We start from the raw sequence: 15,790 nt of genomic DNA, 5'->3' as shown, positions 1-15,790 counted from the left end.
ACCGCCAAATGGGCATGATTTCCCTATTTCACCCTAAATTTCCCCTTTTCACCCCAATCGATAGTTGATACTCAGGTGGCGGAGAGGGGCAATCTCCACCTGAGTCTTTCGGCGCGAAATCGGTGATTCCGCGATCAGGAAAATATTGCCCGGAGGCGCGAGACGGGGGGCTAAAGCGATGGCGATTGTGACGCCCGGCCGTTATTCGGGCACCAACTTCGCCGCAATCGATGGCAAGGGGCGCATCGCCGTTCCTTCGCAGTTCCGCAACAATGTGCCCCTCAATGCGGACGGCCAGCGCGTGCTCTGGGTTGGTTTCCACGAAAAGCTGCCGTGCCTCGTCGCCTATGGCCAGGACCAGTATGACCGGCTGATCGACGAAATCGAACGCGACCGCGAAACGGCGCTCGCGCGCAACCTCGACTTCGACGAGGATGAGGCGTCGAAAAAGCGGTTCAGCTATACCGAGCCCTATGCGCTCGACGACAGCGGGCGCTTCCTTCCCAATTTCACCGCGCGGGACCGCGTCGGCGACGGCGGCGCGACCGCCTTTGTCGGGTCGGGCCGCCGCTTCGAAATCTGGTGGCTGCCGACGCTCGCCGAATGTGTGGAGGCCGACCCGGTGCTCCAGCGGCTCGCCAAGGCGTGGGAAGAAACGAAGGGGAAGGGACGCAAGTGACCGACCTCGCTCGAGATCCCCGTCACGATCCGGTCCTTCGCGAAGAAGTCATCGCTGCTCTCGCCATCGCCCCCGGCGAGCGTCACGTCGATGCGACCTTCGGCGCGGGCGGCTATACGCGCGCGATGCTCGCCGCGGGCGCCGAGGTGGTTGCGTGCGACCGCGACCCCGATGCGATTGCCGAGGGGCAGGCGCTCGTCGAAGAGGCGGAAGGTCGGCTGACGCTGATCCACGGCCGTTTCGGCGAAATCGACCGGCTGCTCGCCGAGCGCGGCATCGACGCGGTCGACGGCATCACCTTCGATATCGGCGTGTCGTCGATGCAGCTCGATCAGGGCGAGCGCGGATTTTCGTTCCAGAAGGACGGGCCGCTCGACATGCGTATGGCGCAGGAGGGCGAAAGTGCTGCCGACTGGCTGAACCGCGCCGACGAAGCGGAAATCGCGGATGTGCTCTATCATTATGGCGACGAACGCCAGTCGCGCCGCGTTGCGCGTGCCATCGTTGCGGCGCGCCCGCTGTCGCGCACCGGCGAACTCGCCGCGGTAATCCGCAAGGCGCTCCGCCACCCGCCGGGCGCGCCCAAGGATCCCGCAACCAAAAGCTTTCAGGCGATCCGTATCCACATCAATGCCGAACTCGACGAGCTGGTCGCGGGGCTGAGTGCCGCCGAGCGCCTGTTGCGCCCCGGCGGCCGCCTCGCGGTGGTCAGCTTTCACAGCACCGAGGATCGCATCGTGAAGAACTTCCTGCGCGAACGCAGCGGCGGCGACGCCGCCGGTTCGCGCCACCGGCCCGCGCCGCTCCCTCTGGCGCGGGCCGCCACTTTCGAACCCCCGGCGCGCAAGGTGCGGCCGGGCAAGGCCGAAGAGGCACGCAACCCGCGTGCCCGCTCGGCAACATTGCGCAGCGCAGTCCGGACCGCGGCTCCCGCCTGGCCCGGCAATTCGACCCAAGGAAAGACAGGCAAGGAGGCGATGTCATGTTGATGGCTGCTCGCAAGCTCCAGGGAATCGGCCTGGTGCTTCTCGTGCTCATATTCGCGATGATGCTCTATCCCGTGTCGCTCAAGGTTGCGGCGACGCGCAGCGAGCTGTCGCAGATCGAAAAGGATATCGAACGGACGCGCGGCAATATCCGCTACCTCGAATCCGAGCTCGCGGTGCGCGCCTCGATGCGCCAGCTCGAACAGTGGAACGCCGAATCCTTCGGCTATTCGGCCCCGTCGGCGTCGCAATATCTGGAAAACGAGCGCCAGCTCGCGTCGCTCGACGGCCTGCCGCGCGCCCGCGGCGCCAACGAGGTCGCGCCGGTGCTGATGGCGATGGTGTCGCCTGTTGCGGTGGCCGAGGCGCCGAAGACGAGTCCCGTTGCCAAGCCCGCCGACAAACCCATCGTGCTCGCGCAGGCCGCCCCGGTTGCCAGCGACGTGCGCAGCGACGTCACGCCGAGGATGACGCCGACGCGGCGACGCGAGCAGCTCAAGATGATCGAGGATCAGCTGCTTGCCGACTCGACGCTCGCCGAACTCAAGCGCGCCGCCGCGCGCGAAGCTGCGGAGGGCAAGACCGCGCAATGAACACGCTGGTCGTCCGTCCGGCCCGAGTTCGTACCGCAGGAGTGCGGCAGCAGATATTGCTGACCGCGCAGCAGCGGCTGATGATCCTGATGCTGCTGTTCATGGCGGCCTTTTTCCTCGTGTCGGTGCGCCTTGTCTATTTCGCGCTGTTCGATACCGGGTCGGGGCGCGGGCAGGGGGCGTCGACCTTCGTGCCGGCGCGCGCCGACATCGTCGATCGCAACGGTGTCCCGCTCGCGCGCACGATCGACGGCTATTCGATCCGCGTCGTGCCTGAAAAGCTGCTCAACGACCGCAATTATCTGGCGGACGAGCTGGTCAAGATTTTCCCTGACACCTCGCGTGCCGAGTTTCTCGCCAAACTCAATGGGCCGCGCCCGACCTATATCCGCCGCCGCGCGCTCCCCGACCAGGTTGCGGCGGTGAACGCGATCGGCGATGTCGGCTTCGATTTCCCGCGCGAAAAGGAACGCCTCTATCCGCAGCTGAGCCTCGCGGCGCATGTGCTTGGCTTTACCAATGCCGAAGGGCATGGCGTCACCGGCGTCGAGGGCGCTTTCGACAAGCGCCTGATCGACGATGCGACGCGCGCCGATCCGCTCGCGCTGTCGATCGACGCGCGTGTGCAGGGCGTGCTCGAAAGCGAGCTCGGCAACGCTGTGACCAACCTGGAAGCCTTGGGCGGCGCGGGAATCATCCTCGACGTCCATACCGGCGAAGTCCTCGCGATGACGTCGCTCCCGACCTATAATCCGAACAAGCTGCTGGGCAGCGACCCCGCGACCCGCCGCAACGCGGTGACGTACAATCTTTACGAACTCGGTTCGACCTTCAAGCCGCTGACGGTTGCAGCGGCGATCGACGCGGGCACGGTGACGAGCATGGCGCGCCGCTACGACGCGACCGAGCCGCTGGCGATTGCCGGCTTCCGCATCCGCGACAGCCACCCGTCGCGTCGCTGGCTCAACGTTCCCGAAACGCTGATCCACAGCTCGAACATCACCACCGCGCGCATCGCCGACGAGCTTGGGCGCGAAAATATGGAAAAGCTGTTCCGCGACCTCGCGTTCGATGGTCGGCCCGAAATCAACATCAGCGAACGCGCCTTCCCGCTCTGGCCCAAGGATTGGGGCCGGCTGACGACGATGACGACCAGCTATGGCCACGGCATTGCGGTGACGCCGCTGCACCTCGCCAACGCCTATGCGACGCTCGTTAACGGCGGCATCTATCGTCCCGCGACGCTGACCAAGCTCGGCGACAAGGCGCCGCCCAAAGGACGCCGCGTGTTCAAGGCGGCGACGAGCGCGCGGATGCGCCAGCTTCTCCGCCTCATCGTCTCCGACGGCACTGGAAAGCAGGCCGAGGCGCCCGGCTTCCGCGTCGGCGGCAAGACGGGCAGCGCCGAAAAGCCGGGCGTTGGCGGCTATCGCCGCAGCTCGGTCGTCGCGACCTTTGCTGCCGCCTTTCCGATGGACAATCCGCGCTATGTCGTCGTCGCGATGATCGACGAGCCAAAGGGGAACGCCTATAGTTCGGGGCAGCGCACCGCCGGGTGGACCGCGGCGCCGGTCGTGCGCAAGGTCGTCACACGCGCGGGACCGATGCTCGGCGTATATCCCGACGAAAGCCGCGACGTCGACGTGTCCGAGCTGACACCCCTGCTGTGGAGAAACGGGGAAGATCAATAATGCGTCTGGCGACGCTATTTCCTGAAGTCGATTTGGAGGGTGCAAACCCGGTGGTGACGGGGCTGGCCATCGATCACCGCAAGGTTGCTCCGGGCACGCTGTTCGGCGCTTTCGTCGGCGAGAAATTCAACGGCGAGGACTTTATTCCGGCGGCCGTTGCTGCAGGCGCCGTCGGCGTGGTCGCGCGGCCCGATGCGCGCGTCGAGGGCGCCGCGCATATCGCCGACGCCAATCCGCGCCGCGCCTTCGCGATTGCCTCCGCGCGCTTCTTTCACCGTTTTCCGGCGACCAGCGTCGCGGTGACGGGCACGAACGGCAAAACGTCGACCGTCGAAATGACGCGCCAGCTCTGGCGAATGGCGGGGTTTCATGCGGCGTCGATTGGCACGCTCGGCATAACCACATCGACCGATCGGGCGACGACCGGGCTGACGACGCCCGACATCGTGACCTTCCTCAGCAATATGTCGGGCCTCGCCGCCGAGGGCGTGACGCACGCGGCGTTCGAGGCGTCGAGCCACGGTCTCGACCAGCATCGCACCGAAGGGCTGCCGGTAAAGGCGGCCGCCTTCACCAATCTCAGCCACGATCATCTCGATTATCATGGGACGATGGAGGCCTATCTCGCCGCCAAGCTGCGCCTGTTCTCGGAGGTCGTCGCCGACAACGGCACGGCGGTCGTGTGGAGCGACGACGGTACGTCGCGCGCGGTGATCGAGGCGGCGGAGGCGCGCGGCCTGCGCCTGTTGACGGTCGGAGCGGCGGGCGAGACGCTGCGCCTCGTCGCGCGGGCGCCCACCCAACTCGGCCAGTCGCTCGTGATCGCCGCCGAGGGGCAGGAATATCGCATCGACCTGCCGCTGATCGGCGCATACCAGGCCGCCAATGCTCTGGTCGCGGCGGGCCTCGTCATCGCGACAGGCGGACGGACCGGACAGACGCTTGCCGACCTCGCACGGCTCCAGCCGGTTCGCGGTCGGCTCGAGCGTGCCGCGATCACGCGCTCGGGCGCTCCGGTCTATGTCGACTATGCCCATACGCCCGACGCCATCGCCGCGGCGCTCGACGCGCTGCGTCCGCATGCGTCGGGCCGACTGATCCTCGTGTTCGGGGCGGGCGGTGATCGCGATCAGGCAAAGCGCCCCGAAATGGGCAAGGTCGCAGCGGCGAAGGCCGACCTCCTCTTCATTACCGACGACAATCCGCGCGGCGAGGACCCGGCGCTGATCCGCGCCGCCATCGCCGAGGGGGCGCCCGGCGCCGAAGTGATCGGCGACCGGCGTACCGCGATTGCCGCTGCCATCGCGGCTGCAGGGACCGACGACATTGTGTGCGTCGCGGGCAAGGGCCACGAACAGGGCCAGATCGTCGGGCGCGGCGACGAAATGCGCGTCATTCCCTTTGACGATGTCAGCGTGGCGCGCGAGGAGGCGGTATGACGTCGCTCTGGACTTCGCGCGCGATTGCCGATGCGACTGGCGGAACCGCCAGCGCCGACTTCACCGTGGGCGGCGTCGCCTTCGACTCGCGCGAGGTGACCAAGGGCGATCTTTTCATCGCGATGAAGGGCGAGGAAACCGACGGGCATAAATTCATCGGCAAGGCGATCGAGGCGGGCGCGGCTGGCGTGATCTGCGAAACCGCGATCGACCACCCGCACGTCCGCGTAGCGGACAGTGCTGCTGCGCTGGATGCGCTCGGTGCCGCGTCGCGGTCGCGCAGTCGTGCGCGGATTATCGGCGTGACGGGATCGGCGGGCAAGACGGGGACGAAGGAGGCATTGTTCGCCGCGCTCGACCGCTTCCGTCCCGGCAAGGCGCATCGTTCGGTCAAAAGCTATAACAACCATGTCGGCGTTCCGCTCAGCCTCGCGCGCATGCCTGCGTCTTCCGATTATGGCGTGTTCGAAATGGGGATGAATCACGCGGGCGAGCTTGCCGCGCTGACGCGGCTCGTCCGTCCGCACGTCGCCATCGTCACGACGATTGCCCCCGCGCACATGGAGTTTTTCGGCAGCGAAGAAGCCATCGCCGACGCGAAGGGCGAGATTTTCGAGGGGCTCGAACCCGGCGGCACCGCCATCATCCCCTTTGACAGCCCGCATTATGCGCGGCTGCGTGCGAAGGCCGAGCGTCACGCCGCGCATGTCGTGAGCTTTGGCCTTGGCAAGGAGGCCGATGTGCGCGCGGTCGACTGGCTGCCCGACGGTAACGGCGGGTCGCTCGTCACGGCACAGGTGCAGGACGCGCTGCTCTGCTTCACCATCGCGCAGGCGGGCGAGCATTGGGTGTCGAACGCGCTGGCGGTGCTCGCCGCGGTCAAGGCCGTGGGCGGCGACCTGCCCGCTGCGGGGCTGGCTTTCGCCGAAATGGCCGGACTCGCCGGACGCGGCGCGCGCCATCGGATCGCGGTGCCGGGCGGGCATATCCTCGTCATCGACGAAAGCTATAACGCCAACCCCGCGTCGATGGCTGCGACCATCGGCGGGCTTGCAAACGAATCTGCCGAGCGCCGCGTCGCGATTCTCGGCGCGATGCGCGAGCTGGGTGAGGGGAGCGACGCCTATCATGCAGCGCTCGCCGCTCCGCTCGTCGCTGCGGGAGTGCAGTTCGCCCTGCTTGTCGGGCCGGAAATGGCGCCGCTCGCCAAAGCGCTTGAGGGGCAGATGGATTTCGCGCATGTGGCCGCGCACCAGGACGCGGTCGCGCGGCTTGGCGACCTGATCAGGCCCGGCGACGCCGTGCTGGTCAAGGGATCGAACAGCGTCGGACTGTCGCATGTCGTGGCAGCGCTGACGGACGGGGATATTTGATGCTTTATTGGCTGGCGGAATGGCTTGGCTTTCCGGGGGCGCTCAATCTCATCCGCTATCTGAGTTTTCGCTCGGGCGCCGCCGTGGCGACCGCGCTGATCCTCGGGCTGTGGATCGGTCCGCGCTTCATCCTGATGCTGCGCGCGCGGCAGGGCAAGGGACAGCCGATCCGCGACGACGGGCCGCAGAGCCATTTGTCGAAAAAAGGTACGCCCACAATGGGCGGACTGATGATCCTGGTGTCGCTGATCGTGTCGGCACTGCTGTGGATGGACCTGTCCAACCGCTTCGTCTGGGCGTGCCTGTTCGTGACCGCGGGGTTCGCGGTCGTCGGCTTCCTCGACGATCTCGACAAGGTCACCAAGGCGAGCCATCGCGGGATTCCGGGGCGGGTGCGCTTGCTGGTCGAATTTGTTATCGCCGGAATCGCTGTGCTGCTGATCGTATCGCGCACAGGGACCGATCTTTATCTGCCGTTTTTCAACGATGTCGTGATTCCGCTGGGGCCGCTCTATTATGTCTTCGCGATGGTGCTCATTGTCGGTTTCGGCAATGCGGTGAACCTGACCGACGGGCTCGACGGACTCGCGACCTTCCCCGTCATGATCGCGGCGCTGACCTTCCTCGTCATCGTCTATCTGTCGGGCAATGTGAAATTCGCGGGCTACCTTGGCATCCCGCATGTCCCGGGCGCGGGCGAGCTTGCCATATTCGCGGCGGCGATCATCGGGGCATGTCTGGCCTTTCTATGGTTCAACGCGCCGCCCGCGGCGGTGTTCATGGGCGACACCGGAAGCCTCGCACTCGGCGGCGCGCTGGCGACAATGGCCGTAACCGCGCAACACGAACTGGTGCTCGTCCTCGTTGGCGGATTGTTCGTCGTCGAGGCGCTGTCGGTCATCATCCAGGTCTTCTGGTACAAAAGGACGGGCAAGCGGGTGTTCCGCATGGCCCCCATCCACCATCATTTTGAGCAGCTCGGCTGGCCCGAGTCGACGGTCGTCATCCGTTTCTGGATCGTCTCGATCGTCCTCGCGCTGGCAGGGCTTGCGACCTTGAAACTGCGGTGATCACCTCGCGCGCCTTTGCCGGTCACCGCTTTGCGGTGTTGGGACTGGCGCGCTCGGGTCTCGCGACCGTCGAAGCGCTGATCGCGAGCGGCGCGGGCGTCACCGCGTGGGACGAGCGCGAAGAAGCGCGCGACGAGGCGATGGCGCTCGGCGCCGACGTCGGCGATCCATTGACCATCGACCTGATCGGCTTTTCGGGCGTCGTCGTCTCGCCCGGCGTCCCGCTCAATCGGCACCCGATCGCCGCGCACGCACGCGAGGCGCATGTTCCGGTCATCGGCGACGTCGAGCTGTTTGCCGAAGCGCGGCCCGACCTGCCGCCACACAAGGTCGTCGGCATCACCGGCACCAACGGCAAGTCGACGGTGACCGCGCTTGTCACGCATATGCTCGAAAGCGCGGGGCGCTCCGTGCTGATGGGCGGGAACATCGGCCTGCCCATCCTCGCGCGCGATCCGCTTCCCGACGGGGGCGTCTATGTGCTCGAACTGTCGAGTTACCAGATCGATCTGACGCACAAACTTTCCTGCGACGTCGCGGTGCTCACCAATATCTCGCCCGATCACCTCGACCGCTACGACGGATTCGAAGGCTATGTCGCGTCCAAGGCGCGGCTCTTCGGCCTCCAGCATCGCGACCAGGTGGCGATCGTGGCGACCGACGACGGCCCGTCGAAAGCGGTCGCGAGCCATATCAACCACCGCCTCCACCGCGTTTCGGCAAAGGACATCGACCCTGCCGACCAGGCGCGCTGGCCGGCGCTCCAGGGGCCGCACAATGCGCAGAACGCCGTCTGCGCAATCGCCGTGTGCCGCGTCCTTGGCCTGAACGACGAGCAGATCGAGCGCGGGCTCGCGACCTACAAGTCGCTCCCGCACCGGATGGAATTGGTCGGCGAAGCCCGTGGTGCCCGCTGGTATAATGACAGCAAGGCGACCAATGCGGCTTCCGCTGCACCGGCGCTGGCGGCATTCCCGCCGGCGCCGGACCAGCGTTTGCACTGGATTGCGGGAGGGCAGGCAAAGGGCGACGGACTGGAAGCGTGCCGCCCCTGGTTCGGTCACGTCAAGCGCGCCTATCTGATCGGCGAGGCGATGGAGAGTTTCGCGGCGGAGATCGGCGACGCCATCCCGGTCGAGTGCGCGGGCGATCTGGCAACCGCAGTCGCGCGTGCGGCCGAGGCCGTCGGCGAGGGCGATGTCGTGCTGTTGTCGCCCGCCTGCGCCTCGTTCGACCAGTTCAAGGACTATGAGGCGCGCGGCGACGGCTTCCGCGCTGCGGTGCAGGCGCTGGGGGGTGGATGAGCCGATGGCCGGGGGAAGCGACAATCTTGACGCGACCGAACGCCCGCTGATAGCCGCGGCGCGCAATGCGAAACGGCGCGGCCCGCGCCTCAGCCGCGCCGACCGAACGCCGCTCGGCCTGTGGTTCTGGGAAATCGACCGCGTGCTGCTGATGCTCGTGATGATGCTGGTTGCCGTTGGGCTGGTCGCGGTCGCGGCGGCCTCGCCCGTCGCCGCGCAGAAATTGTCGACGACGACCGCCAGCCTCGATCCGCTTTATTTTTTCTATCGCCAGATCATGTGGGTCATCGTCGGCGTGCCTGCGATGCTTGCCGTTTCGATGCTGCCGAAGCCGCAGGCAAGGCGCTTCGCCATTTATGGGACGCTCTTTTTCCTGTTCCTGCTGTTCCTCGTCCCGCTCATCGGAACGGCGGTCAACGGCGCGCAGCGCTGGATCGGGAGCGGTGTGTTCCGGCTTCAGCCGTCCGAATTTCTGAAACCGCTGTTCGCAGTCTCGCTCGCCTGGATATTGTCGCTGCGCCTGCAGGATCAGAGCCTGCCGGTCGTTCCCCTGTCCTTCGTGCTGACCGGGGTTATCGCCGCGTTGCTGATGGCGCAGCCCGACCTCGGCCAGACGATCATTTTTGCAGCGACCTGGTTCGTGCTCGTGCTCGTCGCCGGACTGTCGATGCGCATCCTGTGGGGGCTCGTCGGTGCGGGTTTTGCAGGACTTGTCGCTGCCTATTTCTTCTATCCGGTGGCGCAGCAGCGCATCAACATCTGGCTCTTTGCCGAGGGTGACAGTTTTCAGGTCGACAAGGCGCATGCGACGCTCACCGCCGGGGGACTGATCGGAACGGGGCCGGGGGCGGGTCTTGCCAAGTTCCAGCTTCCCGAAGCACATACCGACTATATTTTTTCGGTGATCGGCGAGGAGTTCGGTATGATCGCGTGCATCGCGATCGCGCTGCTCTATCTGGCGATTATCGTGCGCGTGCTCATACGCCTGCTTGACGAGGAAGACAGTTTCCTGATCCTTGCCGTTGCGGGGCTGATCGCGCAGTTCGGCGGGCAGGCGACGATCAACATGGCGGTGAACACCCAGCTCTTCCCGTCGAAGGGGATGACCCTGCCGTTCATCAGCTATGGCGGATCGTCGTTCATCGCTTTGTCGATCGGCATGGGTTTGCTCTTGTCGCTGACCCGGCGAAACCCCTATGCGGCGCGGGTGTCGATGACCCGCAACTGGAACAAGAAATGACCGCCCGAAAATGACAGCGACGCGCCACTTCCTCCTCGCCGCCGGCGGGACCGGCGGCCATATGCTGCCCGCTTATGCGCTGGCGGGCGAGCTGATCGCGCGCGGGCATCGCGTTGCGCTGGTCAGCGACGACCGCGGCCTGAAGATTCCCGGCGCGCCGCACGAACTCGAAACGCATGTCTTGCCCGCAGGGCGCGTGCACGGCGGCCCGGTCGGCTGGGTGAAGGCGGCGCTTGCGATCCGCAAGGGGCGGCGCATGGCCATCGACCTGATCCGCGACTTCGACCCGGGCGCTGTGGTGGGCTTTGGCGGATACCCTTCGCTGCCCAGCCTGCTCGCGGCGCGCGCGACGAAGACTCCAAGCATGATCCACGAACAAAATGCCGTGCTTGGCCGTACGAACCGGCTTATGGCGCGGCGCGTCGATGCCATTGCGGTCGCCTATCGCAATATCCAGCGTCTTCCCAAGGGTCTCGACCTCAAGACGCATATGACCGGCAATCCGGTACGCGAAGAAATCATCGCGATCCGCGACGAAGGGTTTCCGCCGCTTCCCGAGGATGGCATCCTCCGCCTTCTCATCGTCGGCGGCAGCCTGGGGGCGACGGTGCTCAGCGACGTTGTCCCGGCGGCGGTTGCGATGCTGCCGAAGGCGCTGCTCGAACGCCTGCAGGTCGTCCAGCAATGCCGCGAGGCCGATATCGAGGCGGTGCGCGGCAAATATGCCGAGCTTGGCGTCGCGGCCGATTGCATGCCCTATATCGGCGATTTTCCGGAGCGGCTGCGCTGGGCGCATCTGGTCATCGCGCGCGCGGGGGCCTCGACCGTCGCCGAACTTGCCTGTGCGGGCCGCCCGGCAATCTTCGTTCCCTATCCGCACGCGATGGACAATCACCAGACCTATAATGTCGTCGATCTGGTCGAGGCGGGAGGCGCGCTGTCGTTCGCCCAGTCCGACTTCACCCCCGGTGCGCTCGCCAAGCAACTCCAGCGCATGGCGCTCGAGCAAGGCGCGCTCGAAGCGGCGGCCGATCATGCCGCGAGCTGCGGGCTTCCCGACGCGACGCGCGATCTCGCCGACCTTGTCGAATCGCTTGTGCCGCCGCCACTGATGGACGTGATCCGCGTCGGTGCGAGCAGGCAGCGCAAGTCTGCCGGCATCGCCGCCGCGCGGCGGGAGGCGCAGTGATGCGCGGCGTCGCGACCGACATCGGCACCATCCACTTCATCGGGATCGGCGGCATCGGCATGTCGGGCATCGCCGAGGTGATGCACAACCTCGGCTATCAGGTGCAGGGCAGCGACATCGCCGATTCCTACGTCGTCGAAGGACTACGCAAACGCGGGATCAAGGTCGCGATCGGCCATGCCCCCGAAAATGTCGAAGGCGCGGCGGTCGTCGTGACCTCGACCGCGGTCAAACGCGGCAATCCGGAGGTGGAGGCGGCGCTTGCGAACCGCATCCCGCTCGTCCGCCGGGCCGAGATGCTCGCCGAGCTGATGCGCCTCAAATCGACCGTGGCGATTGCGGGGACGCACGGCAAGACGACGACGACCAGCCTTGTCGCCGCGCTGCTGGACGCGGGCGGGATCGACCCGACCGTGATCAATGGCGGTATCATCAACAATTATGGATCGAACGCGCGGCTCGGCGCGTCGGACTGGATGGTGGTGGAGGCCGACGAAAGCGACGGCAGTTTCCTGCGGCTCGACGGGACGATTGCGGTCGTGACCAACATCGATCCCGAACACCTCGACCATTATGGCAGTTTCGACGCGATCAAGGCCGCCTTTGTCGAGTTCATCGAAAATGTGCCTTTTTACGGCGCGGCGATGCTGTGCCTCGACCATCCCGAAGTGCAGGCGATCATCCCGCGCATCCGCGACCGGCGCATCGTCACCTATGGCTTTTCGGCGCAGGCCGACGTGCGCGGCACCAATGTCGAACCCGGTCCCGAAGGCAACCGCTTCGACGTCGTGGTGCGCTTGCCCGACGGAAGCAGCCGGACGATCGCGGGCATCCACCTGCCGATGTCGGGCCGCCACAATGTCCAGAACGCCCTCGCAGCCGTCGCCGTGGCGCTCCACATGGGGGTCAGCGACGACAAGATCGTCTCGGGCTTCCAGGGCTTTGCCGGGGTAAAGCGGCGCTTCACCAAGGTCGGCGAGATCGCCGTCGATGGCGGCAGCGTTACGGTGATCGACGACTATGCCCACCACCCTGTCGAGATCCGCGCCGTGTTGTCGGCCGCACGCGAGGGCGTAGGGACGGGGCGCGTCGTGGCCGTGGTCCAGCCGCACCGCTTCACACGCTTGCGCGACCACATGGACGACTTTCAACAGGCGTTCAACGACGCCGATATGGTGCTCGCGCTCCCCGTCTATGCGGCGGGCGAAGCGCCGATCGAAGGCGTGTCGTCGGATGCCCTGGCGCAGGGGCTGCGCGACCGCGGGCATAGGTTCGCGGCGACCGTCGCCGACGCGGACGCACTCGCTGCAACGCTTGCCGACGCGATCCGCGCCGGCCAGCTCGGCGCGGGCGACAAGATCATCTGCCTTGGTGCGGGGGACATCACCAAGATGGCGGCAGCGTTGGCAGCGGCTGTGGAGGGGGCGGCGTGAACGCAACCCAAACGCTTCCCGACGTCCGCGGCAAATTGACCCCTGATGCCCCGCTCGCACCGCTCGTCTGGTTCAAATCGGGCGGCGCGGCCGATTGGTTGTTCGAGCCCAAGGACGCGGAAGATCTCGCAGATTTCCTGCGCGACCTCGACCCGTCGGTGCCGGTGATGGCACTCGGCCTCGGGTCGAACCTGATCGTGCGCGACGGTGGATTCCCGGGCGTCGTCGTCCGGCTCGGCAAGGCCTTTGCCAAGGTCGAAGCACTCGACGCAACGACGCTGCGCTGCGGCGGCGGCGCGTCGGGCATTCTGGTGTCGTCGACCGCGCGCGATGCGGGGATTGCGGGAGTTGAATTCCTGCGCTCGATTCCCGGCACCGTCGGCGGTTTTGTCCGCATGAACGGCGGTGCCTATGGAGGCGAGGTCAAGGACATATTGGTCGAGGCCGACGTCATCCTGCGTTCGGGTGAGCGGCGGACGCTTACGCTCGCCGACCTCGGCTATACCTATCGTCACAGCGAATTGCCCGACGGCGCGGTCGTCGTCGCCGCGACCTTTCGCGGCCGTCGCGGCGAGCCTGCCGCCATCCAGGCTGAAATGGATCGCATCTCGGCGAGCCGCGAGGCATCGCAGCCGCTGCGTTCGAAAACCGGCGGATCGACCTTCAAGAACCCCGATGGGCACAAGGCATGGCAGCTCGTCGATGAAGCCGGTTGCCGCGGATTCACCGTGGGCGGCGCGCAGGTCAGCGAGAAGCACACCAATTTCCTGATCAACACCGGCACGGCGACGAGCGCGGACATCGAAACACTGGGCGAAGAAGTCCGCCGCCGGGTGAAGGCCAAGAGCGGCATCGAACTGCAGTGGGAGATACAGCGCGTGGGGGTGGCGAAGTGAGCGGCCTGAAACTCCTGAAGGGGAAGGGCTTGTGAGCGCACGCGGCCCTTGGCATGTCGCCGTCCTGATGGGCGGCTGGTCCGCCGAGCGCGAGGTGTCGCTGATGAGCGGCAACGGCGTCGCCGACGCGCTCGAATCGCGCGGCCACCGGGTCACGCGCATCGACATGGATCGCAACGTCGCGCTGCGGCTCGCCGAGGCCAAGCCCGATGTCGTGTTCAACGCGCTCCACGGCGTCCCGGGCGAGGACGGGACGGTGCAGGGCATGCTCGACCTGATGGACCTCAAATATACGCACAGCGGGCTCGTCACATCGGTCATCGCGATCGACAAGGAATTGACGAAGCAGGCGCTGGTGCCGCATGGAATCCCCATGCCGACGGGGACCATGGTCGACAGCGAAAGCCTGTTTACAGCCGACCCCCTGCCGCGTCCCTATGTCCTCAAACCGGTCAACGAAGGCTCGTCGGTCGGCGTTGCGATCGTCAAGGACGACAGCAATTACGGCAATCCGATTTCGCGCGAAGCAGTCGGGCCGTGGAAGGAATTCGACCGCTTGCTCGCCGAACCCTTCATCAAGGGGCGGGAACTGACCGTCGCAGTGCTGGGCGACACGGCGCTTGCCGTCACCGAACTGCGGGTCAAATCGGGCTTCTATGATTATGATGCCAAATATACCGATGGGCTGACCGAGCATGTCTGCCCCGCCGACATTCCAGCCGACATTGCCGGGCGGATGAAGGAACTGGCATTGAAGTCGCACCGGCTGCTCGGTTGCAAGGGCGCATCGCGCTCCGACTTCCGCTGGGACGACGAATTGGGGCTGGACGGTATTTTCCTGCTGGAGGTCAACACCCAGCCGGGGATGACGCCGCTCAGCCTCGTTCCCGAACAGGCGCGCGCGCTCGGCATCGATTATGCCGACCTTGTCGAGCGCATTGTCAAGGAGGCGCTATGAGCAGCACCCGGATCAAACGCGCCAAGGCGCCGCCGCGCCGCCCGGTCCGGACGCCCAAGAAGCGCCGCAAGGTCAAGACGTCGCGCGTCGACGCGATCATCAACGCGTTGCCCGTCAGTCCCGCGACATTGCAGCGCGTGGCGAACTGGACGATCGGGCTCGGCCTGTTCGCCTTTGCGGGCATTGCCGCGCATGCGACGGGCGTAACTGCCAAGGTCCACGAGGAATGGGCGCAGGCGGTTGGCCGCGCGGGTTTTCAGGTCAAGAAGGTCGAGGTCGTCGGCGCCGACCGGATCGACCGGCTGAAAGTATATGACATCGCGCTCGCTCAGAAGGACCGTTCGATGGCGGCGGTCGACCTAGCCGATGTGCGCGGCGATTTGATGAAATATGGCTGGATCAAGGATGCGCGCGTGTCGCGTCGCCTGCCCGACACGCTCGTCGTCGATATTGTCGAGCGCAAGCCGGCGGCGATCTGGCAGCACAGGAATCGCCTGTCGCTGATCGACGAAAAGGGCGTGGTGCTCGAACCCGTCACCGTCGCGACGATGCCCGACCTGCCGCTTGTCATTGGGCCGAAGGCGAACCAGCGCTCGCAAGACCTCGACCGCCTGCTCGCCGAAGCGAGCAGCCTCAGGGAATTGCTGGCGGGCGCGACCTGGGTCGGCAACCGTCGCTGGGATCTGCGCTTCCGCAGCGGCGAGACGCTTTCGCTGCCCGAGGGCGAGGAAGCCGCCAAGGCGGCGCTCGCCAAATTCGCGCACCTCGACGGCGCCAACCGCCTGCTCGGGCGCGGCATATTGCGTTTCGACATGCGCGACCCCGCGCGTTTCGTCCTGCGCTTGCCGCACGAGGGGCAGGTCGCACCCGCCAAGCTCGACGAAGCGCGTGCCGCTGTCGACGCGGTGGCGGACGCGAGCGCCGCGGAGAAGGGCTGAG

The 15,790-nt window shown here is 66.3% G+C and carries 14 protein-coding genes; all 14 read left to right on the top strand.

All coding sequences use genetic code 11. The features are described from left to right. The first annotated feature begins 178 nt into the window (after nt 1–178). The 14 genes from H7692_RS04975 (at nt 179) to H7692_RS04910 (ending at nt 15,789) form a co-directional block, all read left to right on the top strand. Nucleotides 179–679, top strand: a complete 501-nt coding sequence (locus H7692_RS04975; RefSeq protein ID WP_201926375.1) for a division/cell wall cluster transcriptional repressor MraZ — start codon at nt 179–181, stop codon at nt 677–679. Further along, the gene (gene rsmH, locus H7692_RS04970; RefSeq protein ID WP_201926373.1) at nt 676–1,668 is read left to right on the top strand and encodes a 16S rRNA (cytosine(1402)-N(4))-methyltransferase RsmH; all 993 of its coding nucleotides are present in this window, start codon (nt 676–678) and stop codon (nt 1,666–1,668) included. Before H7692_RS04975 ends, rsmH begins: the two co-directional genes overlap by 4 nt. Next, nucleotides 1,662–2,258 carry a hypothetical protein gene (locus H7692_RS04965; protein ID WP_201926372.1) on the top strand — a complete coding sequence of 199 codons (597 nt, stop codon included), beginning with the start codon at nt 1,662–1,664 and terminating at the stop codon, nt 2,256–2,258. The genes rsmH and H7692_RS04965 overlap by 7 nt, the downstream gene beginning before the upstream one ends. Continuing rightward, nucleotides 2,255–3,949 (top strand): peptidoglycan D,D-transpeptidase FtsI family protein, encoded by a 1,695-nt coding sequence (locus H7692_RS04960; RefSeq protein ID WP_222135755.1) that lies wholly within the window; start codon nt 2,255–2,257, stop codon nt 3,947–3,949. Before H7692_RS04965 ends, H7692_RS04960 begins: the two co-directional genes overlap by 4 nt. Continuing rightward, nucleotides 3,949–5,388 carry a UDP-N-acetylmuramoyl-L-alanyl-D-glutamate--2,6-diaminopimelate ligase gene (locus tag H7692_RS04955; protein ID WP_227339853.1) on the top strand — a complete coding sequence of 480 codons (1,440 nt, stop codon included), beginning with the start codon at nt 3,949–3,951 and terminating at the stop codon, nt 5,386–5,388. Before H7692_RS04960 ends, H7692_RS04955 begins: the two co-directional genes overlap by 1 nt. After that, entirely contained in the window at nt 5,385–6,761 is a 1,377-nt protein-coding gene (locus H7692_RS04950) for a UDP-N-acetylmuramoyl-tripeptide--D-alanyl-D-alanine ligase (RefSeq protein ID WP_227339852.1), read from the top strand. Before H7692_RS04955 ends, H7692_RS04950 begins: the two co-directional genes overlap by 4 nt. After that, nucleotides 6,761–7,831, top strand: coding sequence for a phospho-N-acetylmuramoyl-pentapeptide-transferase (gene mraY / locus H7692_RS04945; RefSeq protein ID WP_201926364.1), 1,071 nt, complete (start codon nt 6,761–6,763; stop codon nt 7,829–7,831). The genes H7692_RS04950 and mraY overlap by 1 nt, the downstream gene beginning before the upstream one ends. Beyond that, nucleotides 7,828–9,135 carry a UDP-N-acetylmuramoyl-L-alanine--D-glutamate ligase gene (gene murD / locus H7692_RS04940; RefSeq protein WP_222135758.1) on the top strand — a complete coding sequence of 436 codons (1,308 nt, stop codon included), beginning with the start codon at nt 7,828–7,830 and terminating at the stop codon, nt 9,133–9,135. The genes mraY and murD overlap by 4 nt, the downstream gene beginning before the upstream one ends. 4 nt (nt 9,136–9,139) lie before the next feature. After that, nucleotides 9,140–10,375, top strand: coding sequence for an FtsW/RodA/SpoVE family cell cycle protein (locus H7692_RS04935; protein WP_201926361.1), 1,236 nt, complete (start codon nt 9,140–9,142; stop codon nt 10,373–10,375). A gap of 10 nt (nt 10,376–10,385) precedes the next feature. Next, complete coding sequence (gene murG, locus H7692_RS04930; RefSeq protein WP_222135759.1) at nt 10,386–11,564, top strand: undecaprenyldiphospho-muramoylpentapeptide beta-N-acetylglucosaminyltransferase; 1,179 nt, start codon at nt 10,386–10,388, stop codon at nt 11,562–11,564. Beyond that, nucleotides 11,564–12,997, top strand: coding sequence for a UDP-N-acetylmuramate--L-alanine ligase (murC, locus tag H7692_RS04925; protein ID WP_227339851.1), 1,434 nt, complete (start codon nt 11,564–11,566; stop codon nt 12,995–12,997). The genes murG and murC overlap by 1 nt, the downstream gene beginning before the upstream one ends. Further along, nucleotides 12,994–13,893 (top strand): UDP-N-acetylmuramate dehydrogenase, encoded by a 900-nt coding sequence (gene murB / locus H7692_RS04920; protein ID WP_222135761.1) that lies wholly within the window; start codon nt 12,994–12,996, stop codon nt 13,891–13,893. The genes murC and murB overlap by 4 nt, the downstream gene beginning before the upstream one ends. 67 nt (nt 13,894–13,960) lie before the next feature. Continuing rightward, nucleotides 13,961–14,851 carry a D-alanine--D-alanine ligase gene (locus tag H7692_RS04915; protein WP_222136364.1) on the top strand — a complete coding sequence of 297 codons (891 nt, stop codon included), beginning with the start codon at nt 13,961–13,963 and terminating at the stop codon, nt 14,849–14,851. Beyond that, a complete protein-coding gene (locus H7692_RS04910; RefSeq protein ID WP_201926353.1) occupies nt 14,848–15,789 on the top strand; it encodes a cell division protein FtsQ/DivIB in 942 nt (313 codons plus the stop codon). The genes H7692_RS04915 and H7692_RS04910 overlap by 4 nt, the downstream gene beginning before the upstream one ends. Nucleotide 15,790 lies beyond the last annotated feature (1 nt).

Origin of the sequence: Sphingopyxis sp. P8 (assembly GCF_020622175.1) — a bacterium.
GTDB lineage: Bacteria > Pseudomonadota > Alphaproteobacteria > Sphingomonadales > Sphingomonadaceae > Sphingopyxis > Sphingopyxis jiangsuensis.
Note: the sequence above shows the minus strand (reverse complement) of the source record. Positions and strands in the feature narration are given on the sequence as shown.

Excerpts from the sequence above, each read along its gene's own strand:
- H7692_RS04935 (WP_201926361.1), top strand. The coding sequence starts at position 9,140 with ATGGCCGGGGGAAGCGACAATCTTGACGCGACCGAACGCCCGCTGATA.
- H7692_RS04960 (WP_222135755.1), top strand. The coding sequence starts at position 2,255 with ATGAACACGCTGGTCGTCCGTCCGGCCCGAGTTCGTACCGCAGGAGTG.
- H7692_RS04955 (WP_227339853.1), top strand. The coding sequence starts at position 3,949 with ATGCGTCTGGCGACGCTATTTCCTGAAGTCGATTTGGAGGGTGCAAAC.
- H7692_RS04915 (WP_222136364.1), top strand. The coding sequence starts at position 13,961 with ATGGGCGGCTGGTCCGCCGAGCGCGAGGTGTCGCTGATGAGCGGCAAC.
- mraY (WP_201926364.1), top strand. The coding sequence starts at position 6,761 with ATGCTTTATTGGCTGGCGGAATGGCTTGGCTTTCCGGGGGCGCTCAAT.
- H7692_RS04965 (WP_201926372.1), top strand. The coding sequence starts at position 1,662 with ATGTTGATGGCTGCTCGCAAGCTCCAGGGAATCGGCCTGGTGCTTCTC.
- H7692_RS04975 (WP_201926375.1), top strand. The coding sequence starts at position 179 with ATGGCGATTGTGACGCCCGGCCGTTATTCGGGCACCAACTTCGCCGCA.
- H7692_RS04950 (WP_227339852.1), top strand. The coding sequence starts at position 5,385 with ATGACGTCGCTCTGGACTTCGCGCGCGATTGCCGATGCGACTGGCGGA.
- murG (WP_222135759.1), top strand. The coding sequence starts at position 10,386 with ATGACAGCGACGCGCCACTTCCTCCTCGCCGCCGGCGGGACCGGCGGC.
- H7692_RS04910 (WP_201926353.1), top strand. The coding sequence starts at position 14,848 with ATGAGCAGCACCCGGATCAAACGCGCCAAGGCGCCGCCGCGCCGCCCG.
- murC (WP_227339851.1), top strand. The coding sequence starts at position 11,564 with ATGCGCGGCGTCGCGACCGACATCGGCACCATCCACTTCATCGGGATC.